21 protein-coding genes are annotated in these 22,417 nt (G+C 49.1%); 18 read left to right on the top strand and 3 right to left on the bottom strand.

Annotation, left to right across the window (positions count from 1 at the left end; all coding sequences use genetic code 11):
* Positions 1-19: 19 nt before the first annotated feature.
* The 3 genes from HMPREF9469_RS28255 to HMPREF9469_RS28245 are packed head-to-tail and all read left to right on the top strand — an operon-like array spanning position 20 to position 2,264.
* Entirely contained in the window at positions 20-466 is a 447-nt protein-coding gene (locus HMPREF9469_RS28255; RefSeq protein ID WP_007870603.1) for a DUF2975 domain-containing protein, read from the top strand.
* Between the two features lie 15 nt (positions 467-481).
* Complete coding sequence (locus tag HMPREF9469_RS28250) at positions 482-709, top strand: helix-turn-helix domain-containing protein (protein ID WP_007870602.1); 228 nt, start codon at positions 482-484, stop codon at positions 707-709.
* Complete coding sequence (locus HMPREF9469_RS28245) at positions 675-2,264, top strand: DUF4153 domain-containing protein (RefSeq protein ID WP_227884770.1); 1,590 nt, start codon at positions 675-677, stop codon at positions 2,262-2,264. Before HMPREF9469_RS28250 ends, HMPREF9469_RS28245 begins: the two co-directional genes overlap by 35 nt.
* A gap of 190 nt (positions 2,265-2,454) precedes the next feature.
* On the opposite strand, the gene HMPREF9469_RS31675 is transcribed toward HMPREF9469_RS28245, so the two are convergent.
* Positions 2,455-2,619 (bottom strand): hypothetical protein, encoded by a 165-nt coding sequence (locus HMPREF9469_RS31675; protein ID WP_082197814.1) that lies wholly within the window; start codon positions 2,617-2,619, stop codon positions 2,455-2,457.
* Positions 2,620-2,821: 202 nt separating this feature from the next.
* On the opposite strand from HMPREF9469_RS31675, the gene HMPREF9469_RS28240 reads away from it, so the two are divergent.
* From HMPREF9469_RS28240 to HMPREF9469_RS28230, 3 genes are read left to right on the top strand one after another with little or no spacing between them, the layout of a single operon-like run.
* A complete protein-coding gene (locus tag HMPREF9469_RS28240) occupies positions 2,822-3,364 on the top strand; it encodes a P-loop NTPase family protein (protein ID WP_007870597.1) in 543 nt (180 codons plus the stop codon).
* A 20-nt stretch (positions 3,365-3,384) separates the two neighbouring features.
* Positions 3,385-4,968, top strand: coding sequence for an aminotransferase class I/II-fold pyridoxal phosphate-dependent enzyme (locus HMPREF9469_RS28235; protein ID WP_040417639.1), 1,584 nt, complete (start codon positions 3,385-3,387; stop codon positions 4,966-4,968).
* A 42-nt stretch (positions 4,969-5,010) separates the two neighbouring features.
* A complete protein-coding gene (locus tag HMPREF9469_RS28230; protein ID WP_007870592.1) occupies positions 5,011-5,607 on the top strand; it encodes a guanylate kinase in 597 nt (198 codons plus the stop codon).
* A 166-nt stretch (positions 5,608-5,773) separates the two neighbouring features.
* Here HMPREF9469_RS28230 and HMPREF9469_RS28225 read toward each other — a convergent pair whose 3' ends face one another.
* The gene (locus HMPREF9469_RS28225) at positions 5,774-6,580 is read right to left on the bottom strand and encodes a helix-turn-helix domain-containing protein (RefSeq protein WP_007870589.1); all 807 of its coding nucleotides are present in this window, start codon (positions 6,578-6,580) and stop codon (positions 5,774-5,776) included.
* A 277-nt stretch (positions 6,581-6,857) separates the two neighbouring features.
* Between HMPREF9469_RS28225 and HMPREF9469_RS28220 the strand changes: the two genes are divergently transcribed.
* Genes HMPREF9469_RS28220 through HMPREF9469_RS28200 form a run of 5 tightly spaced genes read left to right on the top strand, consistent with a single transcriptional unit; the run spans position 6,858 to position 13,049 of the window.
* Positions 6,858-8,042, top strand: coding sequence for a TolB-like translocation protein (locus tag HMPREF9469_RS28220; RefSeq protein ID WP_007870585.1), 1,185 nt, complete (start codon positions 6,858-6,860; stop codon positions 8,040-8,042).
* A 14-nt stretch (positions 8,043-8,056) separates the two neighbouring features.
* Positions 8,057-9,460, top strand: a complete 1,404-nt coding sequence (locus HMPREF9469_RS28215; protein ID WP_007870584.1) for an ABC transporter substrate-binding protein — start codon at positions 8,057-8,059, stop codon at positions 9,458-9,460.
* Between the two features lie 9 nt (positions 9,461-9,469).
* Entirely contained in the window at positions 9,470-10,387 is a 918-nt protein-coding gene (locus HMPREF9469_RS28210) for a carbohydrate ABC transporter permease (RefSeq protein WP_007870581.1), read from the top strand.
* A complete protein-coding gene (locus tag HMPREF9469_RS28205) occupies positions 10,374-11,225 on the top strand; it encodes a carbohydrate ABC transporter permease (RefSeq protein ID WP_007870579.1) in 852 nt (283 codons plus the stop codon). The genes HMPREF9469_RS28210 and HMPREF9469_RS28205 overlap by 14 nt, the downstream gene beginning before the upstream one ends.
* A 54-nt stretch (positions 11,226-11,279) precedes the next feature.
* Positions 11,280-13,049 (top strand): glycoside hydrolase family 2 protein, encoded by a 1,770-nt coding sequence (locus tag HMPREF9469_RS28200; protein WP_007870576.1) that lies wholly within the window; start codon positions 11,280-11,282, stop codon positions 13,047-13,049.
* A 126-nt stretch (positions 13,050-13,175) separates the two neighbouring features.
* Here HMPREF9469_RS28200 and HMPREF9469_RS28195 read toward each other — a convergent pair whose 3' ends face one another.
* Complete coding sequence (locus HMPREF9469_RS28195; RefSeq protein ID WP_007870573.1) at positions 13,176-14,096, bottom strand: LysR family transcriptional regulator; 921 nt, start codon at positions 14,094-14,096, stop codon at positions 13,176-13,178.
* A 198-nt stretch (positions 14,097-14,294) separates the two neighbouring features.
* Here HMPREF9469_RS28195 and HMPREF9469_RS28190 point away from each other — a divergent pair, with 198 nt between their 5' ends.
* The 7 genes from HMPREF9469_RS28190 (at position 14,295) to HMPREF9469_RS28160 (ending at position 22,417) form a co-directional block, all read left to right on the top strand.
* Positions 14,295-15,131, top strand: coding sequence for an MBL fold metallo-hydrolase (locus tag HMPREF9469_RS28190; RefSeq protein ID WP_007870570.1), 837 nt, complete (start codon positions 14,295-14,297; stop codon positions 15,129-15,131).
* Positions 15,132-15,149: 18 nt separating this feature from the next.
* Positions 15,150-16,430: an SLC13 family permease gene (locus HMPREF9469_RS28185; RefSeq protein WP_007870567.1), complete on the top strand. Its 1,281-nt coding sequence runs from the start codon at positions 15,150-15,152 to the stop codon at positions 16,428-16,430.
* Positions 16,431-16,753: 323 nt separating this feature from the next.
* Entirely contained in the window at positions 16,754-17,887 is a 1,134-nt protein-coding gene (locus HMPREF9469_RS28180) for an enolase C-terminal domain-like protein (protein WP_007870565.1), read from the top strand.
* A gap of 72 nt (positions 17,888-17,959) precedes the next feature.
* Positions 17,960-18,838: a carbohydrate ABC transporter permease gene (locus HMPREF9469_RS28175; RefSeq protein WP_007870562.1), complete on the top strand. Its 879-nt coding sequence runs from the start codon at positions 17,960-17,962 to the stop codon at positions 18,836-18,838.
* Positions 18,838-19,692 (top strand): carbohydrate ABC transporter permease, encoded by an 855-nt coding sequence (locus HMPREF9469_RS28170; protein ID WP_007870560.1) that lies wholly within the window; start codon positions 18,838-18,840, stop codon positions 19,690-19,692. Before HMPREF9469_RS28175 ends, HMPREF9469_RS28170 begins: the two co-directional genes overlap by 1 nt.
* A gap of 136 nt (positions 19,693-19,828) precedes the next feature.
* Positions 19,829-21,196, top strand: coding sequence for an ABC transporter substrate-binding protein (locus tag HMPREF9469_RS28165; protein WP_007870558.1), 1,368 nt, complete (start codon positions 19,829-19,831; stop codon positions 21,194-21,196).
* 84 nt (positions 21,197-21,280) lie between these two features.
* The gene (locus HMPREF9469_RS28160; RefSeq protein WP_007870555.1) at positions 21,281-22,417 is read left to right on the top strand and encodes a mandelate racemase/muconate lactonizing enzyme family protein; all 1,137 of its coding nucleotides are present in this window, start codon (positions 21,281-21,283) and stop codon (positions 22,415-22,417) included.

Here is a 22,417-nt window from a genome sequence, read left to right as displayed (position 1 = left end):
TTAGGAAGGTGGATGTGGTATGAATACTCGTCTTGTTCGGTTTACCAAATGGTTGTTGGACGTAATGTTTTATGGCGGTTTTGGGGTTACCCTGGGGATTCCCGTGATTTTTCGTTATGTGGGGAAGTATATGGAGTCCTTCCGGATCCACTATATACCCCAGTGTATCCTGTATATTGGCTCCGGAATCCTCTGTCTTCTGATCGTGCTAGAGCTGAGGAAGATGTTTGACACAGTGCTGGCGGACCGCGCTTTTGTGATGGAAAATGCCGATTCCCTGAAGCGTATAGGAAAGTTAAGCTTTTTCCTGGCGGCCCTGTCCCTGGTCAGGCTTCCTTTGGCAACCACCCCGGCCACGGCTGTTGTGATCATTGTATTTTCCATTGCAGGACTGTTCTGTTTTGTGCTGTGCCAGGTATTTGAGCAGGCGGTTCGGTTAAAAGAGGAAAATGATCTGACTATATAGGAAGGTAGGGATATCATGGGAATTGTGATTAATCTGGACGTTATGATGGCCAAACGAAAAAAAGGTCTTAAGGAATTGGCTGCAGAGGTGGATATCACCATGGCAAACCTGTCCATCCTTAAGAATAACAAGGCAAAGGCGGTCCGCTTTTCTACCCTGGAGGCAATCTGCAGGGCGCTGGACTGCCAGCCCGGGGATATACTCATATATGAACCTGAGAAAGGAGATGACCCTGATGTATGATGAGATTCTGATACAAAAGACGCCCCCGGTGCAGGGGCAGGCAGATGCGGCAGAGGGGCGGGAGGGCGGATATGCAGGCGGGCAGGTATCTATGGCGGACCGGCGTGCGCTGTCCAGGCGGGAAGTGAGGCTTAGGGAACTGGGAAATGATTTTGGATTTTTGGGCATTCTCAGTATTGCTTATGGAATCATGGCCAGCTTTTGCTTGTATCACAACCCGCTGGGGATTGCCGTTCCTGTGTTTGCCGCGGTTTCCTACGGTGTCATATTCCTTGTGCTAAAAAGGATAAAGGTGAAGATCAAAAAAGGATCCCTGTTCCTGGGGGCAGTAACCTTCTTGATCGGGCTGTCCACCTGTTTTACCACCAATGTAGTGGTGGGGTATCATATGAACCGTCTTGCCATGGTGCTGCTGTTCTGTATCTTTATCCTCCACCAGTTCCATGAGGACGGGAAATGGAATGTGGGAAAATATGTTACATCCATCCTTATCTATCTGGCCCAGGCGCTGAGTATGATATATTGTCCCTTTACCCATCTGATCCATTTTATCAGATCCATTAAAAGCAGGAAATACAGGACTGTGTTAAGGCTCCTGGCAGGCGTGTGTGCGGCGGTCCCTGCCATGATCATCCTCAGCCTTCTGCTTGCCAGTGCGGATATGGTATTCCAGAATATGCTGGATACGGTCATAGAGGAATTTTTAAACCCGTTCACCCTGTTTCCTGTGACGCTTCAGGCCGTTGCATGGACACTTACCCTGTACTGCCTGGTATGCAGCGCGTGGGCCGGGGAAATAAGCGATGATACGGCTGACAGGCAGTGCTGTTCCCCTGTGGCTGCCATCAGCTTCATGTCCATGATCGCAGCCGTTTATCTGGTATTCTGCGGCATTCAGATCGTATATCTGTTCATGGGGCGGGGGAGCCTGCCCTGGGGGATGACCTATTCGGACTATGCAAGACAGGGATTTTTCCAGCTTTTGTTTGTGGCGGTCCTAAACCTGGTCATGGTTTTGATGTGCATTAAATATTGCAGGGAACATGTCCTGCTAAAAGCCATACTTCTGGTGGTCAGCCTTTGTACCTACGTGATGATCGCATCGGCAGTATACAGGATGATGCTTTATGTACAGCAGTACCATCTCACGTTTCTGCGGGTGCTGGTACTGTGGTTTCTGGCCATGCTGGTGGTTCTGATGGCAGGTGTGGTGCTGCTGATATTTAACCGCGCATTCCCGCTGTTCCGTTTCTGCCTGGTGGCCATAAGCGTATTTTATCTGGGATTTGCATGGATAAAACCAGACTATGTCATTGCACGATACAATGTGGAGCACGGTGCGTGCCAGGGGGAGGAAGGTCTGGGATACTTTGCCGCGCTGTCATCGGATGCCGCGCCTGCGGTGGCCGGTCTTAAGGACCTGGAAAAAAGGGATGAACTCCTGCGCAGGTACGCCTGCATATATGATTATGTTGACAATGGAGCCATGGGGCTTAGAACCTGTAATTTCTCTGCGCTGAAGGCAAGAAAGCTGTGGGTGCAGGTGCAGGAGTAATGATCGAGGGGGAAAACCGGAGAGAAACGGTTTTCCCTTTTTCAACCTTCAGAACCGTTAACGCTTTATAAGGGATGCATACCTGGCCCGAAGGCTTTCCAGATACCGGCTGCTGTCAACGCTTCCGGTCTGCTGGTGCATCAGGGTTAAAATGAGGATATCCAGGAGGGCCATGGGCGCTTCTGATTCTCTATGGTCCAGTGGCTGAGGGGCTGATGTGAAGCGCCTCTGTCAGGTCTTCTATGGTGACGTAAGACAGCTGTTCTTTGTTGCGGAGAAGATATTCCATGATCTTGTGGTCTGATTTGCTGGAAATACCGTCATCGGAATTTTTGGCCATGCTGTCATTGTGCAAGAAATACAGGGTCCCCGTACTTGTGAGCAGTGACGCCCATATTTATTATGCCGTTTACCTGCGTTCCCTTGTTTATTAAGGGTAACGTCAGTGGACGGCGCTGTTTATTGATTAAAACTCTTTGAATCCAATGGGTTTTCATGTATACTATGATATGGTAATAAACGCTTGATCGGATCATGTCACACAGGGAGGTATGGGAATGAAGGTTGCAGTTATAGGATACAGCGGTTCCGGCAAGTCCACACTGGCCAAGAAACTGGGCCGGATCTACCAGTGCCCGGTCCTGCATCTGGACAGGATCAATTTTGAACCCGGATGGAGGGAGCGCGATCCTGAGGATGCCAGGCGGACCATCTCCGGTTTTTTGGATGAGAACGGGGAGAACGGATGGATCATTGACGGAAATTATTCCGGTCTGTGCCAGGAGCGGAGACTGAAGGAGGCGAATCTGATCGTGTTCATGGATTTTCCCAGAAGGATCTGTCTGTGGCAGGCCATGCGCCGCTATGTAATGTACCGGGGCAGGGTGAGGGATTCCATTGCGGACGGATGTGAGGAAAAGATGGATCTTCCATTCCTCATGTGGATCCTGAGGAATGGAAGAAGCCGGAAATATAAGAATAGGTACAGGGAGATACAGGAATGTTATCCTGAAAAGACACTGGTCATCAGGAATCATAAAGAGATGTCGGACAGCCTGATCCGTCTGGCACCCAGAAGCAGGTTAAAAGCATGGAAATGAAAAAGATAACGCAAAGGGAAATGCAAAGGGAAGACCTGCTGGTCAACCGCCTGGTAAGGTATGGGAAAACCAATATGTACCCATTCCACATGCCCGGCCATAAGCGGACCGGAAGCATGGGATTCCCGGATCCCTTTACAGTGGATATAACGGAGATTGACGGATTTGATAATCTCCACCATCCGGAAGGAATACTGAAACGATCCATGGAATGGGCGGCCGGTGTATACGGTGCGGACAGGACGTATTACCTTGTAAACGGCAGCAGCAGCGGTATTCTGTCGGCCATATGCGGAACGGTTCCAAGAGGCGGCCGGATCCTGGTGAGCAGGAACTGCCATAAGGCCGTGTATCATGGAATCTTTTTAAACCAGCTGAAAGCGTCCTACGTTTATCCACAGGAGGTTCCCGGATTGGGGATACAGGGAGGGATTACGCCCCAGGATGTGGATCAGATGCTAAGGCGGTACATGGATACCAAGGCGGTTCTCATCGTTTCACCCACCTATGACGGCGTGGTGTCGGATATCAGAGGAATTGCCCAGGTGGTCCACCAGGCAGGGCTTCCGCTTATTGTGGACGAGGCCCACGGCGCACATTTCAGGTATGGGGAAATGTTCCCGTGTTCCGCCCTGGATCTGGGAGCGGATGTGGTGATCCAGAGTGTGCACAAAACCATGCCCAGCCTGACCCAGACCGCACTGCTTCATATTAAGAACAACCGGCCGGAGGGAGGCTGCTATGCCAATGCACAAAAGATCGACCGCTATATTCACATGGTGCAGACCACCAGTCCCTCCTATGTGCTGATGGCCAGTATTGAGAACAGTATCTATCAGATGGAGCACATGGACCTGGAACCATACAGCCAGAGGCTTGGAACGCTGAGGCAGAGGCTTTCGGGCCTTAAATGCCTGCGCCTTGCGGGTCTGGACCTGAAGGGAACCAGCGGTATATTTGACCTGGACTGTTCCAAGATCGTACTATCTACCAGAGGGACTTCGCTGGCGGATGCGACCGGCTGGGAAAAGAGCGGAATAAACAGCGGAATAAACAGGGGGGATAACGGACCGGGGAGCGGCCAAGGGAGAGGACCAGGCATCGTGTCAGGAGCCGGGCCGGGCAGCGACTCCCTTCCCTGTTTTACAGGCGCCATGCTGGATGATATACTGAGAAGGGTGTACAGGCTGGAGATGGAGATGTGCGGTGCGGATTATGTGACAGCCATCAGCACGGTCATGGACAATGACCAGGGGCTCAGCCGGCTGGGGGACGCCCTGTGTGAGATTGACAGCCGGTTGAAACCGGTATCCTGGGACACTACGATCAGCAGTGTATACAGTATGCGGAGCGACACGGCCATGACCATAGCAGATGCCATGGACGGGGAACTGCATGACGTAAAGCTGAAGGACAGTGCCGGATGCATTTCCGGGGAATTTATTTATATCTATCCGCCGGGTATCCCCATTGTGGCGCCGGGGGAATGGATCAGCAGGCGGGCATTGGATATCATATTGGAATATATGGATAAAAAGCTGCCGGTGCAGGGGCCTGAGGACCAGGAACTGACGTATTTGAAGGCAGTGAAAACAACAGACTGATATGGGACAGTAAAAGTACTGAATATAAAGACGGAGAATGAAATGGGAAAGATATTTTATGTAATGGGAAAAAGCGCATCGGGAAAAGATACCATATACAAGCAGCTTCATGCCAGGATGCCGGAGCTTAAGACCGTGCGTATGTATACCACCCGCCCCATCCGGGACGGGGAAACAGATGGCGTGGAATATTTCTTTGTGGATGACGGTCGGTTGGAGCAGTGCCGGGAAAATGGTACTCTGATCGAGTGCAGGACCTATGATACGGTGTATGGGCCATGGAACTATTTTACAGTGGATGACGGGCAGATCGATCTGGAACATGGTTTCTACCTGGTCATGGGTACTCTGGAGTCCTACGAAAAAATGCGCCTGTTTTACGGGGCGGAGGCACTGGTCCCCCTCTACATTCACGTGGAAGACGGGCTGAGACTGAGGCGGGCCCTGGAGCGGGAAGAACAGCAGAAGGTGCCGCGGTACAGGGAAATGTGCCGCAGATTCCTGGCGGATGAGGAAGATTTTAAGCTGGAAAACCTGGAACGGTGCGGAATTGAAAAATGGTACCAGAACGTGGTGTTGGAAGATTGTCTGAAAGAGATCATTGATGATATTGGGATGTTTATGGGGAGTGGGAAATAGATCCATACGGCATGGGGAATCCTGTGCCGTATGGATTTTTTTATCATTGAAAATCCCCCTGGAATGCCCTATGAAAAAATGCCCCGCAGAGATCGCACTGGGCAGAAAGGAAAATGTCTCTGAAGCGATACGCCGCGGGTGGGGTAAATGCTGTCTAACAATAGTCCTACAAAGGTGTTCTGGAAGTATTGCGGTAATTAGACGGTGTAATGCCCATGCTTTTTTTGAAAAAACGGGTAAAGTGGCTTTCATCATAAAAACCCAGCTTTTCGCTGATATCCCGGATGGAACTTTCGGAATTTTGGAGTAGAAAGCAGGCTTTCATGATCTTCAGCTTATTATAATACTCAACAGCGCTGCACTCAAACTCATCATGGACCAAACGTTCCAGATGGGTTTTACTGATGTTCAGATAAGAACACATCTGGGGCAGGGTGAAGGTCAGTCCATCATCATGGGCGATCATATCCAGGAACCGGTCCCTGAAGCTTTTGTCCGCTGTATCAGATGCCTGTTCAATAAAAGACAGCACCAGGGCTTCTGCATTGTTCTGAAGTTTCAGCAGGTTTAATTTAGTCAGGTCACGCACGGACTTGATCATCTCCTCAAAATGGGTGGGGAGCAGATGCATCTTAACAATGGAAAAACCGGAGGGAAAGGTCTGATTCAAAAGGGCGCAGAGATCATTTTCCTCCGTGTCAAAGATGTCCACGCCGATCTGGCAATACCCCTTCTTGGAATTTAATGCATGCGGGACATAGGGCGGGAGTATGACCGCATGGTTCTCATGTATAATGTGGGTACTCCCCTTGATGTCTACTTCCAATGTACCGGATGTGACAAATATAATGTGAAAAAAGTTGTGGCTGTGGGGGCGGAGCTGAAAGTCCGGCAAGCGTTTGATCACATGGATCAGCCGGAAAGGACTTGAGAGCTGGATCATGGCTCCTGTTACAATGCTGAAATTATCCATATAAGACCTCCGTTTACATAATCTCCTGATTTGGGTTAGTAATTGTAAAAATTAAATGGTCTGAATATACAATTTTATGGGTATATTGTGAATTGAAATGCAAAGGAGATTACTATATAGTAGTGATATAGATAAAAAACACATGGATATCCATAGAAAATATGTATAAAATGTAGGGTGAGTTTTATGGTATAAACTAATATTATGGTAAAAAGATATGAAAGTCAAGGGAGAAATGTATAATATTTGAAAACTCCAAAAAGAGGAGAAATTTACAATGAATGGTATATTAGATGCAAATCATATCAAAGTCCGGAGGATTTCCCCGGATGATGGGGGGCAGTATTTTTTTGGCTACTATGACAACAGGGCATTCCACCCTGACGGGAAGCTTCATCTATGTCACCGGGTCCCGTTTATGGACCGTCTTCCCACTGGAGAGGACGAATGTGAACTGGGGAGCCTGGACATGGATACCGGTGTATTCAGTCCAGTGGCGTTAACCAGGTCCTGGAATTTCCAGCAGGGCGCAATGCTTCAGTGGAATCCGGTGAATCCGGATGAGATTATCTATAATGTTTATACGGATCATGGCTACCGGGCTGTGGTAAAGAATATCCACAGCAAAAAGGAACGCATGCTTCAACGGCCCTTGGCCAATGTATCTGCGGATGGGAAATGGGGTTTGTCCATTAATATGAACCGCGTATATGATTTCAGGGCCGGATACGGATACTGCAATGAAGTGGATGCCTGGAAGGATCAAAATGCGCCTGAGGAAGACGGGGTATTCCTGGTAGATATGGAGAGCGGGCAGGCAAAACAGATTATTACATATGCACAGCTGGACCGGATCTATAACTGGGAGAACGGACATCACATAGACAGGAAGATCGTTATCAACCACATTACCTTTAACCAGGAGTCGGACCGCTTTTTATTTTTGGTAAGGTTTTTCCCTGAGCCGGGCGGAATGTGGCGGACAGGACTGGGGACCAGCGATCTTGGCGGGAATATTTACAAGCTCCGTCCCTATACCTTTGCTTCCCATTACTACTGGGGAAAACAGGGGAAACTGATGCTTTACGGGGACTGCGCAGAGGGGGACGGACTGTATGTAATGCAGGATGAGACACAGAATTATGCGGTCTATGACAGGGCGTTATTCCATGAGGACATTCACTGCAGTTATTCCCCGGATGGACAGTGGCTGATCGGAGATGGTTATCAGGACAGGGATCAATACAGACCTGTGTATTTGTACCATATAAACAGCAAAAGGGGCATGGTGGTCGGCAGGTTTTATTCCCCCCATCTTTCCTCTATGGATATAAGATGCGACCTGCACTGCAGGTGGGATCCAAGCGGCACAGGCGTATCCTTTGACTCCATCCACGAGGGGAAACGCAGGGTTTATATGATGGATCTTATAGAAGCAATGAGTGTAATTAAAAACAAATAAAGGGAGGATACATTATGAGAAAACACAGATTGGCAGTTATGATGCTTGCGGTTGCTATGTCATTGTCCGCATGTGCAAAGGGCGCTTCGGAGCCGGCAAAGACAGAGGGCGTTCAGACAGAAAAAACGCAGGCGGCAGGAGACCAGGCAGCAGGGGGACAGGAGGCAGGCACCCGGGCCGATGGCACCCAGGCAGCCGGTGCACAGGGACAGTCGGACCAGCCTGTAAAGATCACGATCTGGTATGAGGGGAATGATTCCAGGCTTCCTTTCTTTAAGGCGGCAGAGGCGGAGATGCAGAAGGATTATCCCAACTACTCCATTGATGCCATTACCTTTGACAATGCTACACTGACAACAAAAGCATTGCAGGCAGTTACCACAACAGGCGGTGTGGACCTGATATTTAATGAGGCATCCCGGCTTCTGGTGACCCATCAGCAGTCAGGGGGCGGATTTGAGGCGCTGGATGATGTACTGGCAGCATCTGAGAACCATGATGTGGTGACGAACAGCGACATGAAGATCATATCAGCTGATGGACAGCTGATCGCATTTCCCATTAACCGTTCTGTAAACGGTCTGGGATACAAAACTGATGTGGAAGGCGTGGAAGTAACTGAGGATAAGATCCCGACCACCTTTGATAAATTCCTGGCCCTGGGAAAGGAGTATAAGAATGCAGGTATATCCGGTTGGACCCTTCACCTGGGAACCGATCCGGGACAGGCGTTCAACCTGTTCCTTACCGGAGGAAATGGAACCTCGGATGTATGGATCAACAATGTGCCTGAGAGCCGGATTGAAGCCCATAAAGATCAGTTTGAGAAGATCATCCAGCTGTATGCGGGGCCTGATGCCATCTGGGACAAAGATGCTGTCAACGAGGATTTCTCAGCCATGTATACAAAGATACAGAGCGGCAGCGTGGGGATGTTCCGTGTGGGCAACTGGAATGCAGCGGGATGGGACCAGCCGGACAGCGGCGTGGGCGAATATTCGGTTACGACCTGGCCCACATTTGACGGAAGCGGAAAGGGCGGCCTGTTCCTGGGCGGTGTAAGAGGGATCGCAATGCCTAAAAATGCGCCTGAAAAGGAAGCTGCAAAAGTATTCTTAACCTATTGCCTGTCAGAGGCAGCGCAGAAAGCCAGTTTTGATACCATGGGTTCCTGCATGGATTACAGTGTTGTGGATACAGAGCAACTGAGCAAGAACCAAAAGATCTTTTTTGACTCAACCATCCCCATTTACCCCAGCGATTCTTATGTAGGCGTATTCCCATACTATCCGGATATGCTGGAAACATATGAAAAGGGTCTAATGAACGCATTCAGCGCAAAGGATGAGGCCGGTATACAAAGCGCTATTGAAAAGCTGCACGGGGATGTGAACGCAGTGATTCAGGAAAATAAGTGAGGTTAATGGATGAAAGGAACCCGGAAGATTATCCCGCACCGCAAGTGCGGGGTGATCCTTAAAAAGTATTGGATGTTATATTGCTGCATCGGCGTATTTGCCGTGGTATCCATTGTATTTGGCGTGTATCCTATGATATGCAGTATATTCTATTCCTTTTTTAAGACCAACACCATATTGACAGAGCCTGTATTTGTGGGGCTGGGAAATTATATGAAGCTGTTCAGGGATTCCTATTTTTGGGATTCCCTGAAGGTAACCCTGCTTTTTACTGCCTTAAGTGTTCCTCTCAACATGGTTGCGGCACTTTTGCTGGCTCAGCTTTTGGATTATAAGGGGATCTGCCGGGGGGCCCAGCTCATATTCAAGCTGGCGATCTTTATTCCATTTATTACACCGGACGTGGTCAGCGCTGTTGTATGGAAACACTTTTTTAACAGTAACGGCGCCATGAACAGCCTTCTTGAAATATTGGGGCTTTCGCCCCTGGGATGGCTGACAGAGGCTAACCTTGCCATTGGGGTCTTGGCTTTTGTGGAGTTGTGGAAGCATGTGGGTCTGTACACCATTATATTCCTGACCAATTATCAACTGATAGACAGAAGCATGTATGAAGCCGCCACCACGGATGGGGCGAACGGATGGCAGACGTACGCCTACATTACTCTTCCTTCCCTGAAACCGGCGTTTATGCTGAATGCAGTCTATGCAATCATTCAGTTTTTAAAGACATACACGGTGTCTAGGATCATTACTTTTGGCGGGCCTAATTATGCAACCAATTTCTTGTCGTATTATGCGTACAGTAAATATGAGAAAATGGATTTCGGATCAGCCACGGCAATTGCCACATTTCTATTTTTGTTAATAGCACTTTTGACACTGGTTGGTTCAGCAGTAGGGAGACGGTTAAATGAAGCAAAATAGATTCATAACATGGATAGTTTATGGGGTACTGATCATAATTTCCTTTATTATGGTGTATCCATTTCTCTGGATGCTGTTCGGTTCATTTAAGACCAACCAGGAGATCATACAGTATCCGCTGTCCCTGATCCCGCAAAAGTGGGTGTTAAATGGATGGAAGGGAATCCTTACATTATCCGGAAATTCCTTGTGGCATTACTTTAAAAACAGCATCATTATTTCAGGGGGCAGCACCCTTTTGGTGGTCCTGGCAACATCCCTGGGCGGGTATGCGCTGTACAGAAAGGGCAGCCTTCCGGGGTTTTCCATGATCCAGACCTCTTTTTCGGTAAGCATGATGTATCCGGCCGTGCTGCTGCTCATACCCCTGTATGTGATCGTGGTTCAGCTGGGGCTGTATGGAACCAACAATTTCTGGGGGATCATATTGGCGTCTTCCACAGGCGCATGGGGAGCGGCCCTTCCCTTTTTCCTGTTTAAGAATTTTTTCCAGTCCCTTCCCTATGACCTGATTGAGTCCGCCACTATAGACGGAGCCACGGAATTCCAGATATTTTTTAAAATTGTCACACCGGTCATGTATCCTGTTTTTACCACAGCCACCCTTATATCATTTTTGTCCAGCTGGGGTCTGTGGCTTCCGGTACTGATGCTGTCAAAAGATATGAGCACTTATAATCTGGCAGCCATGCTGGTAAACCTGAATTCGGATCTGGGAGTTGATTTGTCCATGACCGCGGCACTGTCGACCGCCATATCGCTGCCGGTTGTATTGATATTTTTAATTACCCAAAGAAAAGTAATGGAAGGAATTGCTGCGGGCAGTGTAAAGGGATAGTGCTTTATTCCGGCGGCCGCCAGCAGAAGGCGATGAGAAAAAGGAGATAAGAAAATGGATCGGATGAAGGATGATTACAAAGATATATTGGATTTTCAGTTTGACAAAAAAAATCAGATCGCATTTACCACAGTCCAGTCCTGTGTGTACACAGATCACCGGAAACCGGAAAGCCTGGACGGCGTATGGGGGTTTACGCCGGATGTGTTTCGCAGCGTAACAAGAAAGAACCTGTTTTCTGCCTCTGGAAAAGATGAGCAGGGCAGGGAGGTTCCCATGGACCTGGATTTTTCATCCATGGAAAAGATACAGGTCCCCGGATGCTGGAACTGTCTGGATGACAGGTATTGGCTGTATGAGGGGGAGGCGGTTTATTCCAGGACCTTTGTCTATTCAAAGGAAAAGGAAGGGGAACGGATCATACTTCGGGTCGGGGCAGCCAACTATGAGTGCAGGATCTGGCTGAATGGAACACTCCTGTCCAGGCATCAGGGAGGATTTACGCCTTTTTATACGGAACTGACCCAGGATCTTAAGGAAATAAACCACATTGTGATCACTGTTAATAACAGGAGGGAACCGGACCAGGTACCGTCCATGAATTATGACTGGTTCAATTATGGGGGAATTACCCGGTCAGTGGAACTGTTCCGGCTTCCTGCCGTGTATATTAAAGATTTTACAGCATCCCTTGTACCTGACGGTACATACGGGAGGATTGAACTGAAAATAAAACTGGATGCCCCGGTGCAGGGAGCCTGCTGTCATTTTAAGATCGAAGAACTTGGAATATCCCGGGAAGTTCTGACTGATGAACGGGGAGAGGCGAGATGTGTAGTCCAGGCTAACCCCCAATTATGGGACTGCGAACATCCAAAGCTGTATGAGGTTCAGGCGCGGTGTTTAGAAGACCAAGTCAAGGACCGGGTGGGGTTCAGGGAGATCAGGTGTGATGGAAAGGATATTCTTCTAAACGGCAGGAAGATCTATCTAAAGGGGGTATGCTGCCACGAGGAGAGCAGGAACAGGGGCAGGATACAGACTGATGAGGAGCGCCTTGAGATCCTGAACACGGCCAAGGACATGGGCTGCAATATACTGCGGCTTACCCATTATCCCCACAGTGAGAGGATGGCTGTGCTTGCAGATCAGGCCGGAATGATGCTGTGGGAAGAGATCCCCGTATACTGGGCCTTGGATTTTGAGAATCCAGAGACTTACAGCAATGCAGAAAATCAGATGAGAGAGCTTATGTTCCGGGACAAAAACAGGGCCAGCGTAGTGATCTGGAGCGTGGGCAATGAGAATCCGGATATCCAGTCACGCCTTGATTTTATGAAAGGGCTTTTAGAGACTTGCAGGAATTATGATCCCACAAGGCTGACCAGCGCCGCCTGCCTGGTAGATGTGAATACCATGTGTGTAAAGGACCGGCTGGCGGAATTTGTGGATGTGGTTGCGTTTAATGAATATTACGGCTGGTATTACAGGGATTATGAAGGTGTGAAGGTGATTCTTGACAACACGTCCATTGACAAGCCCATGGTCATTACTGAGACCGGTGCAGGTGCAAAAGCAGGCCACCACGGAGGAGCGGAGGAATTGTTCACGGAAGAACACCAGGAACGGGTATATGAAAACCAGATCCGGTACACGGACGGAAGAATACAGGGTATGTTCCCATGGGTACTGTTTGATTTTATTTCCCCCATACGCAAGCATCCCATGCAGGGAGGAAAAAACAGCAAAGGTCTGGTTGCCATGGACAAGGCGACACGCAAAAAAGCCTTTTATGTAATGCAGGAGTATTATAGGAATAAGTAAAAGAACAGAGGACACGGAAGATCCCCGGGCGCTGCAGCTGTCAGGCAGCGGCCGGGAATTTTTTACGTTCCGGCAGAGAGAAAGACAAGTCATGCCTGGGCAAACCATGCCTGCCTCCTCTCCTTCCTACACAAGCGGCTTTCCTTGTGTATACAAAGTACACAACCTAAGAAAGGCCTTTTCCGGCTTTGTAAGATAGGTACCTTTCAGATACGCCATGCACCGCATCCAGCTCTGTCTGGGAGAGACTGAGAAGTAGACAATAGGGGCATTGGCCTCCACGTAGGATTGAGGAAAGAATGCGGGACAGACCTGGTTTTTTACCATGTTTACAACGGTCAGGGTGCTGGTGGATTCAAACAGGATCTTGGGATGAAAGCCAGCCTGCTCAAAGGCCAGGTTGATCATGTCGCGCATTCTGGTCTCCTTGGAGATCAGGGTAAAGCATTCGTTTCTGAGAAGCTTTAAGTCCAGTTGGGGAAATGTTTCCCAGCTCCTCTCCCCTGCCAGATATGCCAATGGGTGGCTTTTGGGCAGTCCCAGAACCATCAGTTCCTCCGCCATATCCAAGTATTCCAGATCCGGGTTTTTAAAGCTGCCTGAATAGGTCAGTCCGGCCAGGGTCACTTCCTTTTTCAGGAGCAGCTGCTCCATCTTCTTGACCCGCGCTTCCTGGATGCGGAATGTGACATTGGGATATTTTTGATGAAATACGGGGTAGACGTAGGAGAACATAAGGGAGCCACGCTCAGGGGTGTATGCCAGGGAGATCTCTCCGGTATTTTCCTCCGAAATATCGTGGATGATCTTGTACGTTTCTTTTTTCATATCCACCATCTGATGGGCAGTTGCCAGATAGATCCTGCCCGCAAAGGTGGGGATCATGCCGGTCTTCCTCCGCTCAAAAAGCCGGGTGCCAAGCTCTTTTTCCAGGCGGAGAAGCTGCTGGTTCAAGGCGGACTGGGTGAGGAACAGCTTTTGGGATGCTTTTAATATGCTCTGTTCCCGCTCAATGGCGATGATGTTTTCAATCTGATGAATGTCCATGGTATCTCCTTTTTATCATTTGTGATAGGGACGGTGCAATAGAGGCAGGTGTATGACTTAATTCAATTAAGTCTGATAATAAAAATGCATAAGTTGAAATAAGTTTATGTCTCCATTATAATCAAAACAGACAGATAACTCAAGCCGGTTGAGAAATGTGATCCGTATTTACCCATACCTAGATAGGAGGAACAACAAATGGCATTTCGATGCACAAAACCAACGCCCCATCCTGTAAAGACCCTGGCATATGAGCCCTGGGCCCTGACCGTCAAACCGTTTCAGGTATCCCCCAGGACCTGGTATGTAGCAGGACAGACCTGGGTGGGCTGCTATTTGATCGATACCGGCAGCGGACTGATCCTGATTGACACAGCCATTCCGGAAAGCATGTATCTGCTGGTGGATTCCATCTACCGGCTGGGATATAAACCAGAGGACATTAAGAAAATCCTTCTCAGCCACGCTCATTTTGATCACTGCGGGGCGGCCAGGGCCATGAAAGAACTGACGGGAGCTTCGGTGTACCTCTCCTCTGAAGATTATGAATTTTACCGGAAATGTCCCAAGGAAACCTTGGTACTGGATCCTGATTCTCATCCCCAGGATTTTACAGTGGATGCCTTTTACTCAGATGAAGAGCCGGTTACATTAGGGGACATATCCATCCGGACCATGCTTACCCCAGGGCATACCATCGGATGCACCAGCTTTTTCTGGGAGGAGAAAAACCCTGTGAACGGGGAAACGTATGTGGTTGCCATGCATGGGGGCGTGGGGGCCAACACGATGAATGACGACTATTATGCCTCCAGTACCTATCTGACCCCGGATCTGAGGACCAGGTTCCTGGGGGATGCAGAAAAATTAAAGGGGATCCATGTGGATATCGCCCTTCCAAGCCATCCCAACCAGATTGAGATTGTGGACAGGGCAGGACAGTATACCCATGAGACCCAGCCGTATCTGGATGACACGGTGTGGGCAGAGTTTGTTGAGGAGAGAACACGCCAGGTAAGGGAACTGATGAAATAAACACAGGGGAGAAAAACAATGGAAATGTACATAGTATTGGCGGTAACGCTGTTTATGATGATATCATTTATACTGCACAAGGTACCCTTTGGAGTTACCACCATGGCATGCTGTCTGATCCTTGCAATGACGGGGATCATGGATGTCCAGTCAGCGTTCAGTGGTTTTGGAAATAAGATCGTGGTGCTGATCGCACCCATGCTGGCCCTGAGTTCCGTACTAACAAAGACCAGCCTGGTTGCCAGGATCAGTTCGGTCATGAATACCATTAAAGGAAAGCGGGGTATGCTGCTGGTGGCGTCATTTTTCCTGATCGGCGCCATATTTGCCCAGTTTATACCGACCACAGCAGCGATCACGATTTTGGTGGTGTTTTTATCAACCCTGGATAACACAGGGGATATTACGGCCAAGCGGGTCCTGCTTCCGCTGTTAGGCGTCATGGTTGCCTGGAAGTTCCGTTTTCCCATTGGCCTGGGTGCATCAACCTTTGCCACGGTCAACGGCATGTATGAGGGGATCATACCCAATCCCGAGTTTCAGCTGACCATGCTGGATCCATTTATCTTCTCCATTCCAGCCATGATCTTACTCACCCTGTACTGCCTTTTTTTCTGGAAGCTGATGCCAAGAAGTGAGGAGGATATCGACCAGTCAAAATTAAAGGAAACCAAAAAGGCGGAAATGCTGTCCCACGGGCAGGAAGTACTGGTATACGCTGTGTTTGCAGTGGTCATGCTCCTGATGATGCTGAATAAATGGACCGGTAACATGCTGTATCTGGCGCCGGGACTGGGTGTCCTGATCCTGATCTACGCCAAGATCCTCAGGGTGGATGAGGCTGTAAAAGGCATGACCTCCGACATGGTGTGGATGATAGCCGGTGTATTGGTGGTTGCGGACGCCCTGGGAAAATCCGGGGCAGGTAATGCGGTGGGAAATCTGATCCTCAGAGCCCTTGGCAGCAATCCCAGTTCCCTGACCGTAATGTTGATGTTCTCTGCAGCAACCGTTGTAATGACCACATTTTTATCCAATATGGCAACGCAGACGGTCCTGATCCCCATTGCCGCATCGGTGGCTCTGGCAGGAGGATGGGATCCAAGAGGGATCGTATTGATCATAGGTACCTGCAATTACTTTGCACTGGGATTTCCCTCAGGTTCAGGGGAGGCGGCCGTCTGTTTTGCCGCAGGTGGATATAATCCGGTAAAGGTGTTAAAATTCACATTCCCATTTATGATAGTGGCCATTCTGACATGCGCATTCACGGCAAATGTCATGTATCCTATTTATTGATGTGTACTGTAAAAAGGGAATCTATGCCGACTTAAAAATATGATAAACGGATTTTATGAAGAACGGTGCAGCCAACGGGCTGTGCCGTTTTTCTGTCTTTGAATTTTATTTTATAGGGATCGTAAAACTTCCGTGCATTCATTTCATTGCAAATATATATTTGAAAAGGAAATGAAATGGATTAGAGGAAATTCTGCAATGAATGTAGATCATGCACAAAAATGAAGGAAAAATACCAAATGTTTAACAATTGCCCCCTAAATCAAAAACCATTACAATTTATATATATTTTTGATAAAAAACAGATAAAAAGGGGGATAAAAATGTTTGAATTTACCCATAGGATTCGGTTTTCTCATGCAAAATATTATAGTTTTCGTCCGATCCCTCTTCCCAAGCCCTTTAAAGATGGTACGGGAGGATTTGGTAATTTTGCACCAGAGCGGGGATGTATCGAATTATATGACAGTGAAGGGGCATGCGCCCATTTGGCGTGTACAGGCCGTTTTGTTGAAATGATCCTGCCTTTGATATTAAACAATGAGACAAAATCTTTTAAGGAGTGGAAGCAGAGCCTGTATTGGAAATTCCGCAATGAGGGTTTCCAAAGCGGACCGGCAGTGGAGGTGGGGCAGTTGGAGATCATGATGATGGATATCCTGGCCCAAAGAGCAGGATTGCCTTTACACCGGTTCATGGGTGCTGAGAAGGATTGGGCGGCTGCCTATAAGGGAGGCGGTTCCCTGCTGCTTTCCGATGAGGAACTGGTTGAGGATATGCAGAGGTATGTGGAGGAGGGATACCGTACCGTAAAGTTCAAGGTAGGAAGCGATGAGGGAACCAATATGGGGCGTGACGTAAGACGCCTTAAAAAGGTGAGGGATGCTCTGGGAGAAGAAGTTGCGATTGCTGTGGACGCAAACCAGAGATGGAGCGTGGAGGAGGCCTGCCAATTTGGAAAAATGATAGAGGAGTATGGTCCGGCCTGGTTTGAGGAACCGATACATGCCCATGATATGAACGGTATCAGGAGGCTGCATGAGCTGCTGCCGGATATACAGCTGGCGTTTGGGGAGTCCATGAGGATCTCCTATGCGTATGAAACATATGCGGAAAAAGGTGTGGGCCATTTGCAGCCTTCCTTTGGGCGGATGACCAGGATGGACGATCTGCTGCGTATCCGGGATATGGCCAGGGATAAGGGGATCCGGTTCTCCTCCGGGGGGAGAGTTTACATGAATGCCAGTTTTGGATGCCTCTATGGGCCGGAAGAGTATATTGAGTTCCATGAGCCTCCTACTGTGCCGGTAGGCGAGTATACCATGTTTTGTCCTGAGGAACGGAACGGGAGGTTTTATGTATCAAAAGACGCGCCTGGAATTGCCCAGAGGATAAACGTGGAAAAGCTGGAGAAGGACGGGCTGCTACAGGGATATGAGATCTACCGTCCAATGTGACAAACAGGAACCGTACATAGCAAACATAGAAGAAAGGGGACTGGAAACGGAATGGGAAACAGGAGACGTATTATGAACCGGAAAAGCGCGCCGTACCTGATGATTCTGCCGTCTATGGCAATGATCGCGCTGTTTATGTTTTATCCGATCTTTATGACATTTTTTAACAGCTTCCACAATTATATTCTGACGCGGCCAAAGGATTATGGGTTTAACGGGCTTGACAATTATGTAAAGCTTTTTGAGGATCCCGTATTCTTTAAGGCGCTTAAGAACACCGTGGTGTGGACTATATGGAATGTGGTGCTTCAGGCAGGCTTTGGCCTTATGGTGGCTATTCTGATGAATACTGATTTTAAGGGGCGTAAGCTGTACCGCATGGTAGTATTTTCACCGTGGGCCTTTGGAGGCATGATCGTGGCGCTGGTGTTCAGTTACATGTTTACAGGTCAGACTGGAGTCATCAATGATATATTGATGCGGGCCGGGATCATAAAGGACCGTATCCCCTGGTTTGCCACAGGGACGCGGGCCATGGGGGTGCTGATCTTTACCACCACCTGGAGGGGCATCCCCTTCTTTGCAGTATCCTTTTTGGCCGCACTGCAGTCCATTCCTCATGATTATTATGAGGCGGCGGATGTGGATGGGGCAGGGGTAATATACCAGTTTCTGCATATAACCATGCCCCTGATCCGGAATACAGTGATCCTTACCACTATGCTGCGTACCATATGGACATTTAATATTGTGGATATCATTGCGGGTATGACGGCTGGAGGGCCCAACAACGCTACCATGACCCTGCCTATGTATCTGATGTCCAAGTTTAACGAGGGCATGGATATCGGATATTCCAGCTGTATGGCTGCTGTTATGGCGGTGATCCTGGCGATATTTGCAATCGGCTACTCCCTGGTGGGAGGATTTGGGAAGGAGGGAGATCTGTGATGACCTATGGACAAAAGAAACGGCTGAAAAAGAGACTGCTTAGGATCCTGACCGTCAATATACCATTGATCCTATTGTTTGTGGTCATCGTGTTCCCGGTATATTGGACCGTAGTTACTTCATTAAAGGATGAATCTACCATATTGGATATTCCCATTAAGTATCTCCCAAGCCCTGTCACATTCAGCAATTATAAATATATCTGGGAGAATATGGGGTTTGATCACTATTTTTTCAACAGTGTACTTGTGACCGGAGTCAGCACCATTGCAAGCACTGTTATATCGGTGTTTGGCGGATATGCTATTTCCCGGTACCGGTTTAAGGGGAAAGGCCTATCCTATGGGGTGCTTCTGGTATCCCAGATGTTTCCTGGTGTGGTGTTAATGATCCCCCTGTTTGTTATTTTTAAAAACCTGGGGATCGTAAACTCCCCCTATTCACTGATGATCACCTATACAACGGTGCGGATCCCTTTTTGTATGATTATGATCAGCGGATTTGTATCCGGTGTATCCCCTGCATTGGAGGAAGCGGCGCAGATTGACGGCTGTACTATAATGCAGTCGGTTTTCCGGATCGTGGTTCCTACGATCGCGCCGGGGATCGTGGCTGCAGGCGCCTTTTCCTTTGTAAGTTCCTGGAATGAATATGTTTATGCATTTACCTTTTTAAGCAGTGAAAAGTATTTTACCCTTCCCATTGGTTTAAAACTGATGCAGGGGGAATTTACCGTGGCCTACGGAAGCCTGGCGGCAGGATGTGTGATGGCCCTGGTGCCTGTGCTGATCCTGTTTGCATATATTCAAAAATATCTGGTATCGGGATTGTCCTCAGGGGCTGTGAAGGGATAGGCTCCGGTTGGATTTAATAGATAACGGGCTTCCGGCCGGGATGCCTTTTATCATAGAGAAATGTTACTACAAAGGCATGCTGATAAAAGGCCCCAAAAGGCCGGCAGCAGATGACTGAAAGAAGGGAGAATAATTTATGAAGAAATTATTGGCGGTAACACTGGCAGCGGCGGTGCTCGCAGGTATGACAGGATGCGGCGGGAGTAAAGGCGAACCTGCATCATCCGCGGCGCCGGCCGCGGCAGCTCAGGGGAATGGAAATGAGATGGCTGAGACCACAGCACCAGAGACAGGGAAGGAGCCTGTAACCATTACATTCTGGCACAGGGACGGCAATACCACCTCAAATCCTATTTATGCGGAGGTGATCAAAAACTTTCAGGAGAAATATCCATGGATCACAGTGGAATACACGGGCCTGGCCTCTGATTCCTATACCCAGAAATTTAACACCGCGGTGGTGACGGAAAGTACGCCGGATGTGGGTACGATCAGCGATAAAGACCTCTACGCCCTGGTGGCCCAGGACGCCCTTATGCAGTTGGATGATGCCTTTAATGCCTGGGAGGAAAGGGATAACCTGCTCCCCAATATCGTAGAGCAGGCCAGGTTCTATGCACAGGATGGAAATCTCTACCTTTTAGGCTATGGCAAGACCCAGGAAACCTCCTGGTACAACACAAAGTGGCATGAGGAAAAGGGCATTGAGCCTGCCGGATCCATTGCGGACTTGAGAACGTATTGCGAGGAGTACGCGGAGGATGGAACGTACTATTTCTCTCTGCGGGGCGGTTCCGGATCTGCGGAAAACCTGTTTATGTTTATTCTGTCCTACGGCGGGGAGAAGGCTTTCTTTAACGAGGATGGGACCAGCACGCTGAATAACCCGAAGGTAGTGGAGGGGCTGGATTTTTACGCCAACCTGTATAAGGACGGCCTGGTATCCCACGATGCGATCTCCAACGGTTACCGTGAGATGGTGGCGGAGTTTGGCGCCGGAACAGCACAGTATATCATGCATAACTCTTCCTCTGTATCAGAGCATACAAAGAACCTGGGCGAGGGAAATTTCCTTCCGATCCGGCCTCTGGAAGGTGAGGATGGGATCGCTGTCTGCAAGGCTCCTACATTTATGGGATCTGTTGTGTTCAAGAACACTGAGCATCCGGAGGAGGCCGTTCTTTTTGCTGAATACCTGGCTTCCGCAGAAGGAGCAGGCTATGTGGACAGGAATGAGGGCCGTGTACCTGTAAACACAGGCATCTATGACCAGGATTGGTATAAGGAAAATCCCTACTTCCAGATCTATGCGGAATTTGAAAACGATCCGAACCTGGTGTTTGCACAGTTTCCCATCTATCTGGATGGGTATGCAGAGTATGCGTCAAATGATATTGTAGCGGATCTTCAGGCTGTGATGATGGGGGATAAGACAGCACAGGAGGCCTGCGATAAGTGGGCCGCGGATCTGACCAGGCTGCAGCAGGAGTGGATGGCGGATTAACCTGACTGCAGGGCCGCTTATATGACAGATAAAAGGGACTGCCTCCGCGTATTGCCCGGAGGCGGACGGCTATAGAGGGTGTATATGAAAAGAACAACGGAATACAGGCAGACAAAACTGAGCTTTTCAAGGGCAGTTATATATGGACTGAGTCCAATTCCACAGAAGGAAGTATTCTATGATGCCACAGGAGGCCCCTTTACTCACACAAAGGTGGAGTTTTTAATGGAACTCTATGACAAGGAAGGGATTGCAGGGGTGATACCCTGCACATCCCTTATGGAGGAGCGCCTTCTCCCCTTGGTGCTTACAGGTGAGGAAAGGACGTTTGAGGAGTGGAGCCGGTTTCTGTATTGGAAATACCGCAACAATGGATTGGCGGGAGAAACCGTCCGGGAGATAGGCCGTTTTGAATTCGCCCTTCTGGATCTTATATCGAAGCGGGCGGGACTGCCGGCCCATCGGTTTCTGGGATCGGACAAGGATTGGGTACCCGTCTATGGAAGCGGCGGCAGCACCCACTTAGAGGGGCTTTCCCTGGCAAAGGAGATGGAAGGATTCCTTTCACATGGACATCGGATCGTAAAGATGAAGGTGGGTACGGATTTCGGGACAAGGCTTGACCGGGATGTGGAGCGGGTAAAGCTGGCCCGCGGTGTCATAGGACCGGATGTGGGCCTGGCCCTGGACGCCAACCAGGTGTTTACCGTGGGGCAGGCGCTGGAGTTTGCCAAGCGGGTGGAGGAGTATGACATTGCGTGGTATGAAGAACCCCTGCACAGTCTGGATTACTTTGGCTATCGTGACCTGGCAGAGCAATGCCCCATCCCTGTATCCTCAGGGGAGAGTTTTTATAACCACTATATGTTCCAGCCGCTGCTGGAAACAAAGGTGAGGCATTTTCAGCCGGTGGCAGCAAGTTTTGATGGGATTGAGGATTGGTTTGAGGTAAATGCCATGGCCAAGGAATGCGGCGCCGTGATATCATCCGGCGGCCTGCCCATGCTTTCCGCAGTGATGATCGCAAATGCCGGGGAAAACGCAATGGTAGAATTTTTAGAGCCCTGCAACCAGCCCCTGCTTGATTATATGGATATCCGGGTGGAAAGAAAAGACGGCAGGTTCTACTTCCCGGATGCGGCCGGGCTGCCCTGCCATTTTGATATGGGCAGGCTTGACAAAGAAGGATTTTTAAAATCTAAAAAAATAATAGGGGCATAA

This window comes from [Clostridium] citroniae WAL-17108 (assembly GCF_000233455.1).
In the GTDB taxonomy this organism is placed as follows: Bacteria; Bacillota; Clostridia; order Lachnospirales; family Lachnospiraceae; genus Enterocloster; species Enterocloster citroniae.
This window is presented reverse-complemented; position numbering and strand designations above follow the sequence as displayed.

What these genes read in the sequence shown, in the direction of transcription:
- HMPREF9469_RS28225 (WP_007870589.1), bottom strand. Translation starts at nt 6,580, where the DNA reads ATGGATAATTTCAGCATTGTAACAGGAGCCATGATCCAGCTCTCAAGT.
- HMPREF9469_RS28205 (WP_007870579.1), top strand. Translation starts at nt 10,374, where the DNA reads ATGAAGCAAAATAGATTCATAACATGGATAGTTTATGGGGTACTGATC.
- HMPREF9469_RS28190 (WP_007870570.1), top strand. Translation starts at nt 14,295, where the DNA reads ATGGCATTTCGATGCACAAAACCAACGCCCCATCCTGTAAAGACCCTG.
- HMPREF9469_RS28255 (WP_007870603.1), top strand. Translation starts at nt 20, where the DNA reads ATGAATACTCGTCTTGTTCGGTTTACCAAATGGTTGTTGGACGTAATG.
- HMPREF9469_RS28240 (WP_007870597.1), top strand. Translation starts at nt 2,822, where the DNA reads ATGAAGGTTGCAGTTATAGGATACAGCGGTTCCGGCAAGTCCACACTG.
- HMPREF9469_RS28245 (WP_227884770.1), top strand. Translation starts at nt 675, where the DNA reads ATGAACCTGAGAAAGGAGATGACCCTGATGTATGATGAGATTCTGATA.
- HMPREF9469_RS28220 (WP_007870585.1), top strand. Translation starts at nt 6,858, where the DNA reads ATGAATGGTATATTAGATGCAAATCATATCAAAGTCCGGAGGATTTCC.
- HMPREF9469_RS28165 (WP_007870558.1), top strand. Translation starts at nt 19,829, where the DNA reads ATGAAGAAATTATTGGCGGTAACACTGGCAGCGGCGGTGCTCGCAGGT.
- HMPREF9469_RS28160 (WP_007870555.1), top strand. Translation starts at nt 21,281, where the DNA reads ATGAAAAGAACAACGGAATACAGGCAGACAAAACTGAGCTTTTCAAGG.
- HMPREF9469_RS28210 (WP_007870581.1), top strand. Translation starts at nt 9,470, where the DNA reads ATGAAAGGAACCCGGAAGATTATCCCGCACCGCAAGTGCGGGGTGATC.
- HMPREF9469_RS28195 (WP_007870573.1), bottom strand. Translation starts at nt 14,096, where the DNA reads ATGGACATTCATCAGATTGAAAACATCATCGCCATTGAGCGGGAACAG.
- HMPREF9469_RS28230 (WP_007870592.1), top strand. Translation starts at nt 5,011, where the DNA reads ATGGGAAAGATATTTTATGTAATGGGAAAAAGCGCATCGGGAAAAGAT.
- HMPREF9469_RS28175 (WP_007870562.1), top strand. Translation starts at nt 17,960, where the DNA reads ATGAACCGGAAAAGCGCGCCGTACCTGATGATTCTGCCGTCTATGGCA.
- HMPREF9469_RS28180 (WP_007870565.1), top strand. Translation starts at nt 16,754, where the DNA reads ATGTTTGAATTTACCCATAGGATTCGGTTTTCTCATGCAAAATATTAT.
- HMPREF9469_RS28200 (WP_007870576.1), top strand. Translation starts at nt 11,280, where the DNA reads ATGGATCGGATGAAGGATGATTACAAAGATATATTGGATTTTCAGTTT.
- HMPREF9469_RS28235 (WP_040417639.1), top strand. Translation starts at nt 3,385, where the DNA reads ATGCAAAGGGAAGACCTGCTGGTCAACCGCCTGGTAAGGTATGGGAAA.
- HMPREF9469_RS28250 (WP_007870602.1), top strand. Translation starts at nt 482, where the DNA reads ATGGGAATTGTGATTAATCTGGACGTTATGATGGCCAAACGAAAAAAA.
- HMPREF9469_RS28185 (WP_007870567.1), top strand. Translation starts at nt 15,150, where the DNA reads ATGGAAATGTACATAGTATTGGCGGTAACGCTGTTTATGATGATATCA.
- HMPREF9469_RS28170 (WP_007870560.1), top strand. Translation starts at nt 18,838, where the DNA reads ATGACCTATGGACAAAAGAAACGGCTGAAAAAGAGACTGCTTAGGATC.
- HMPREF9469_RS28215 (WP_007870584.1), top strand. Translation starts at nt 8,057, where the DNA reads ATGAGAAAACACAGATTGGCAGTTATGATGCTTGCGGTTGCTATGTCA.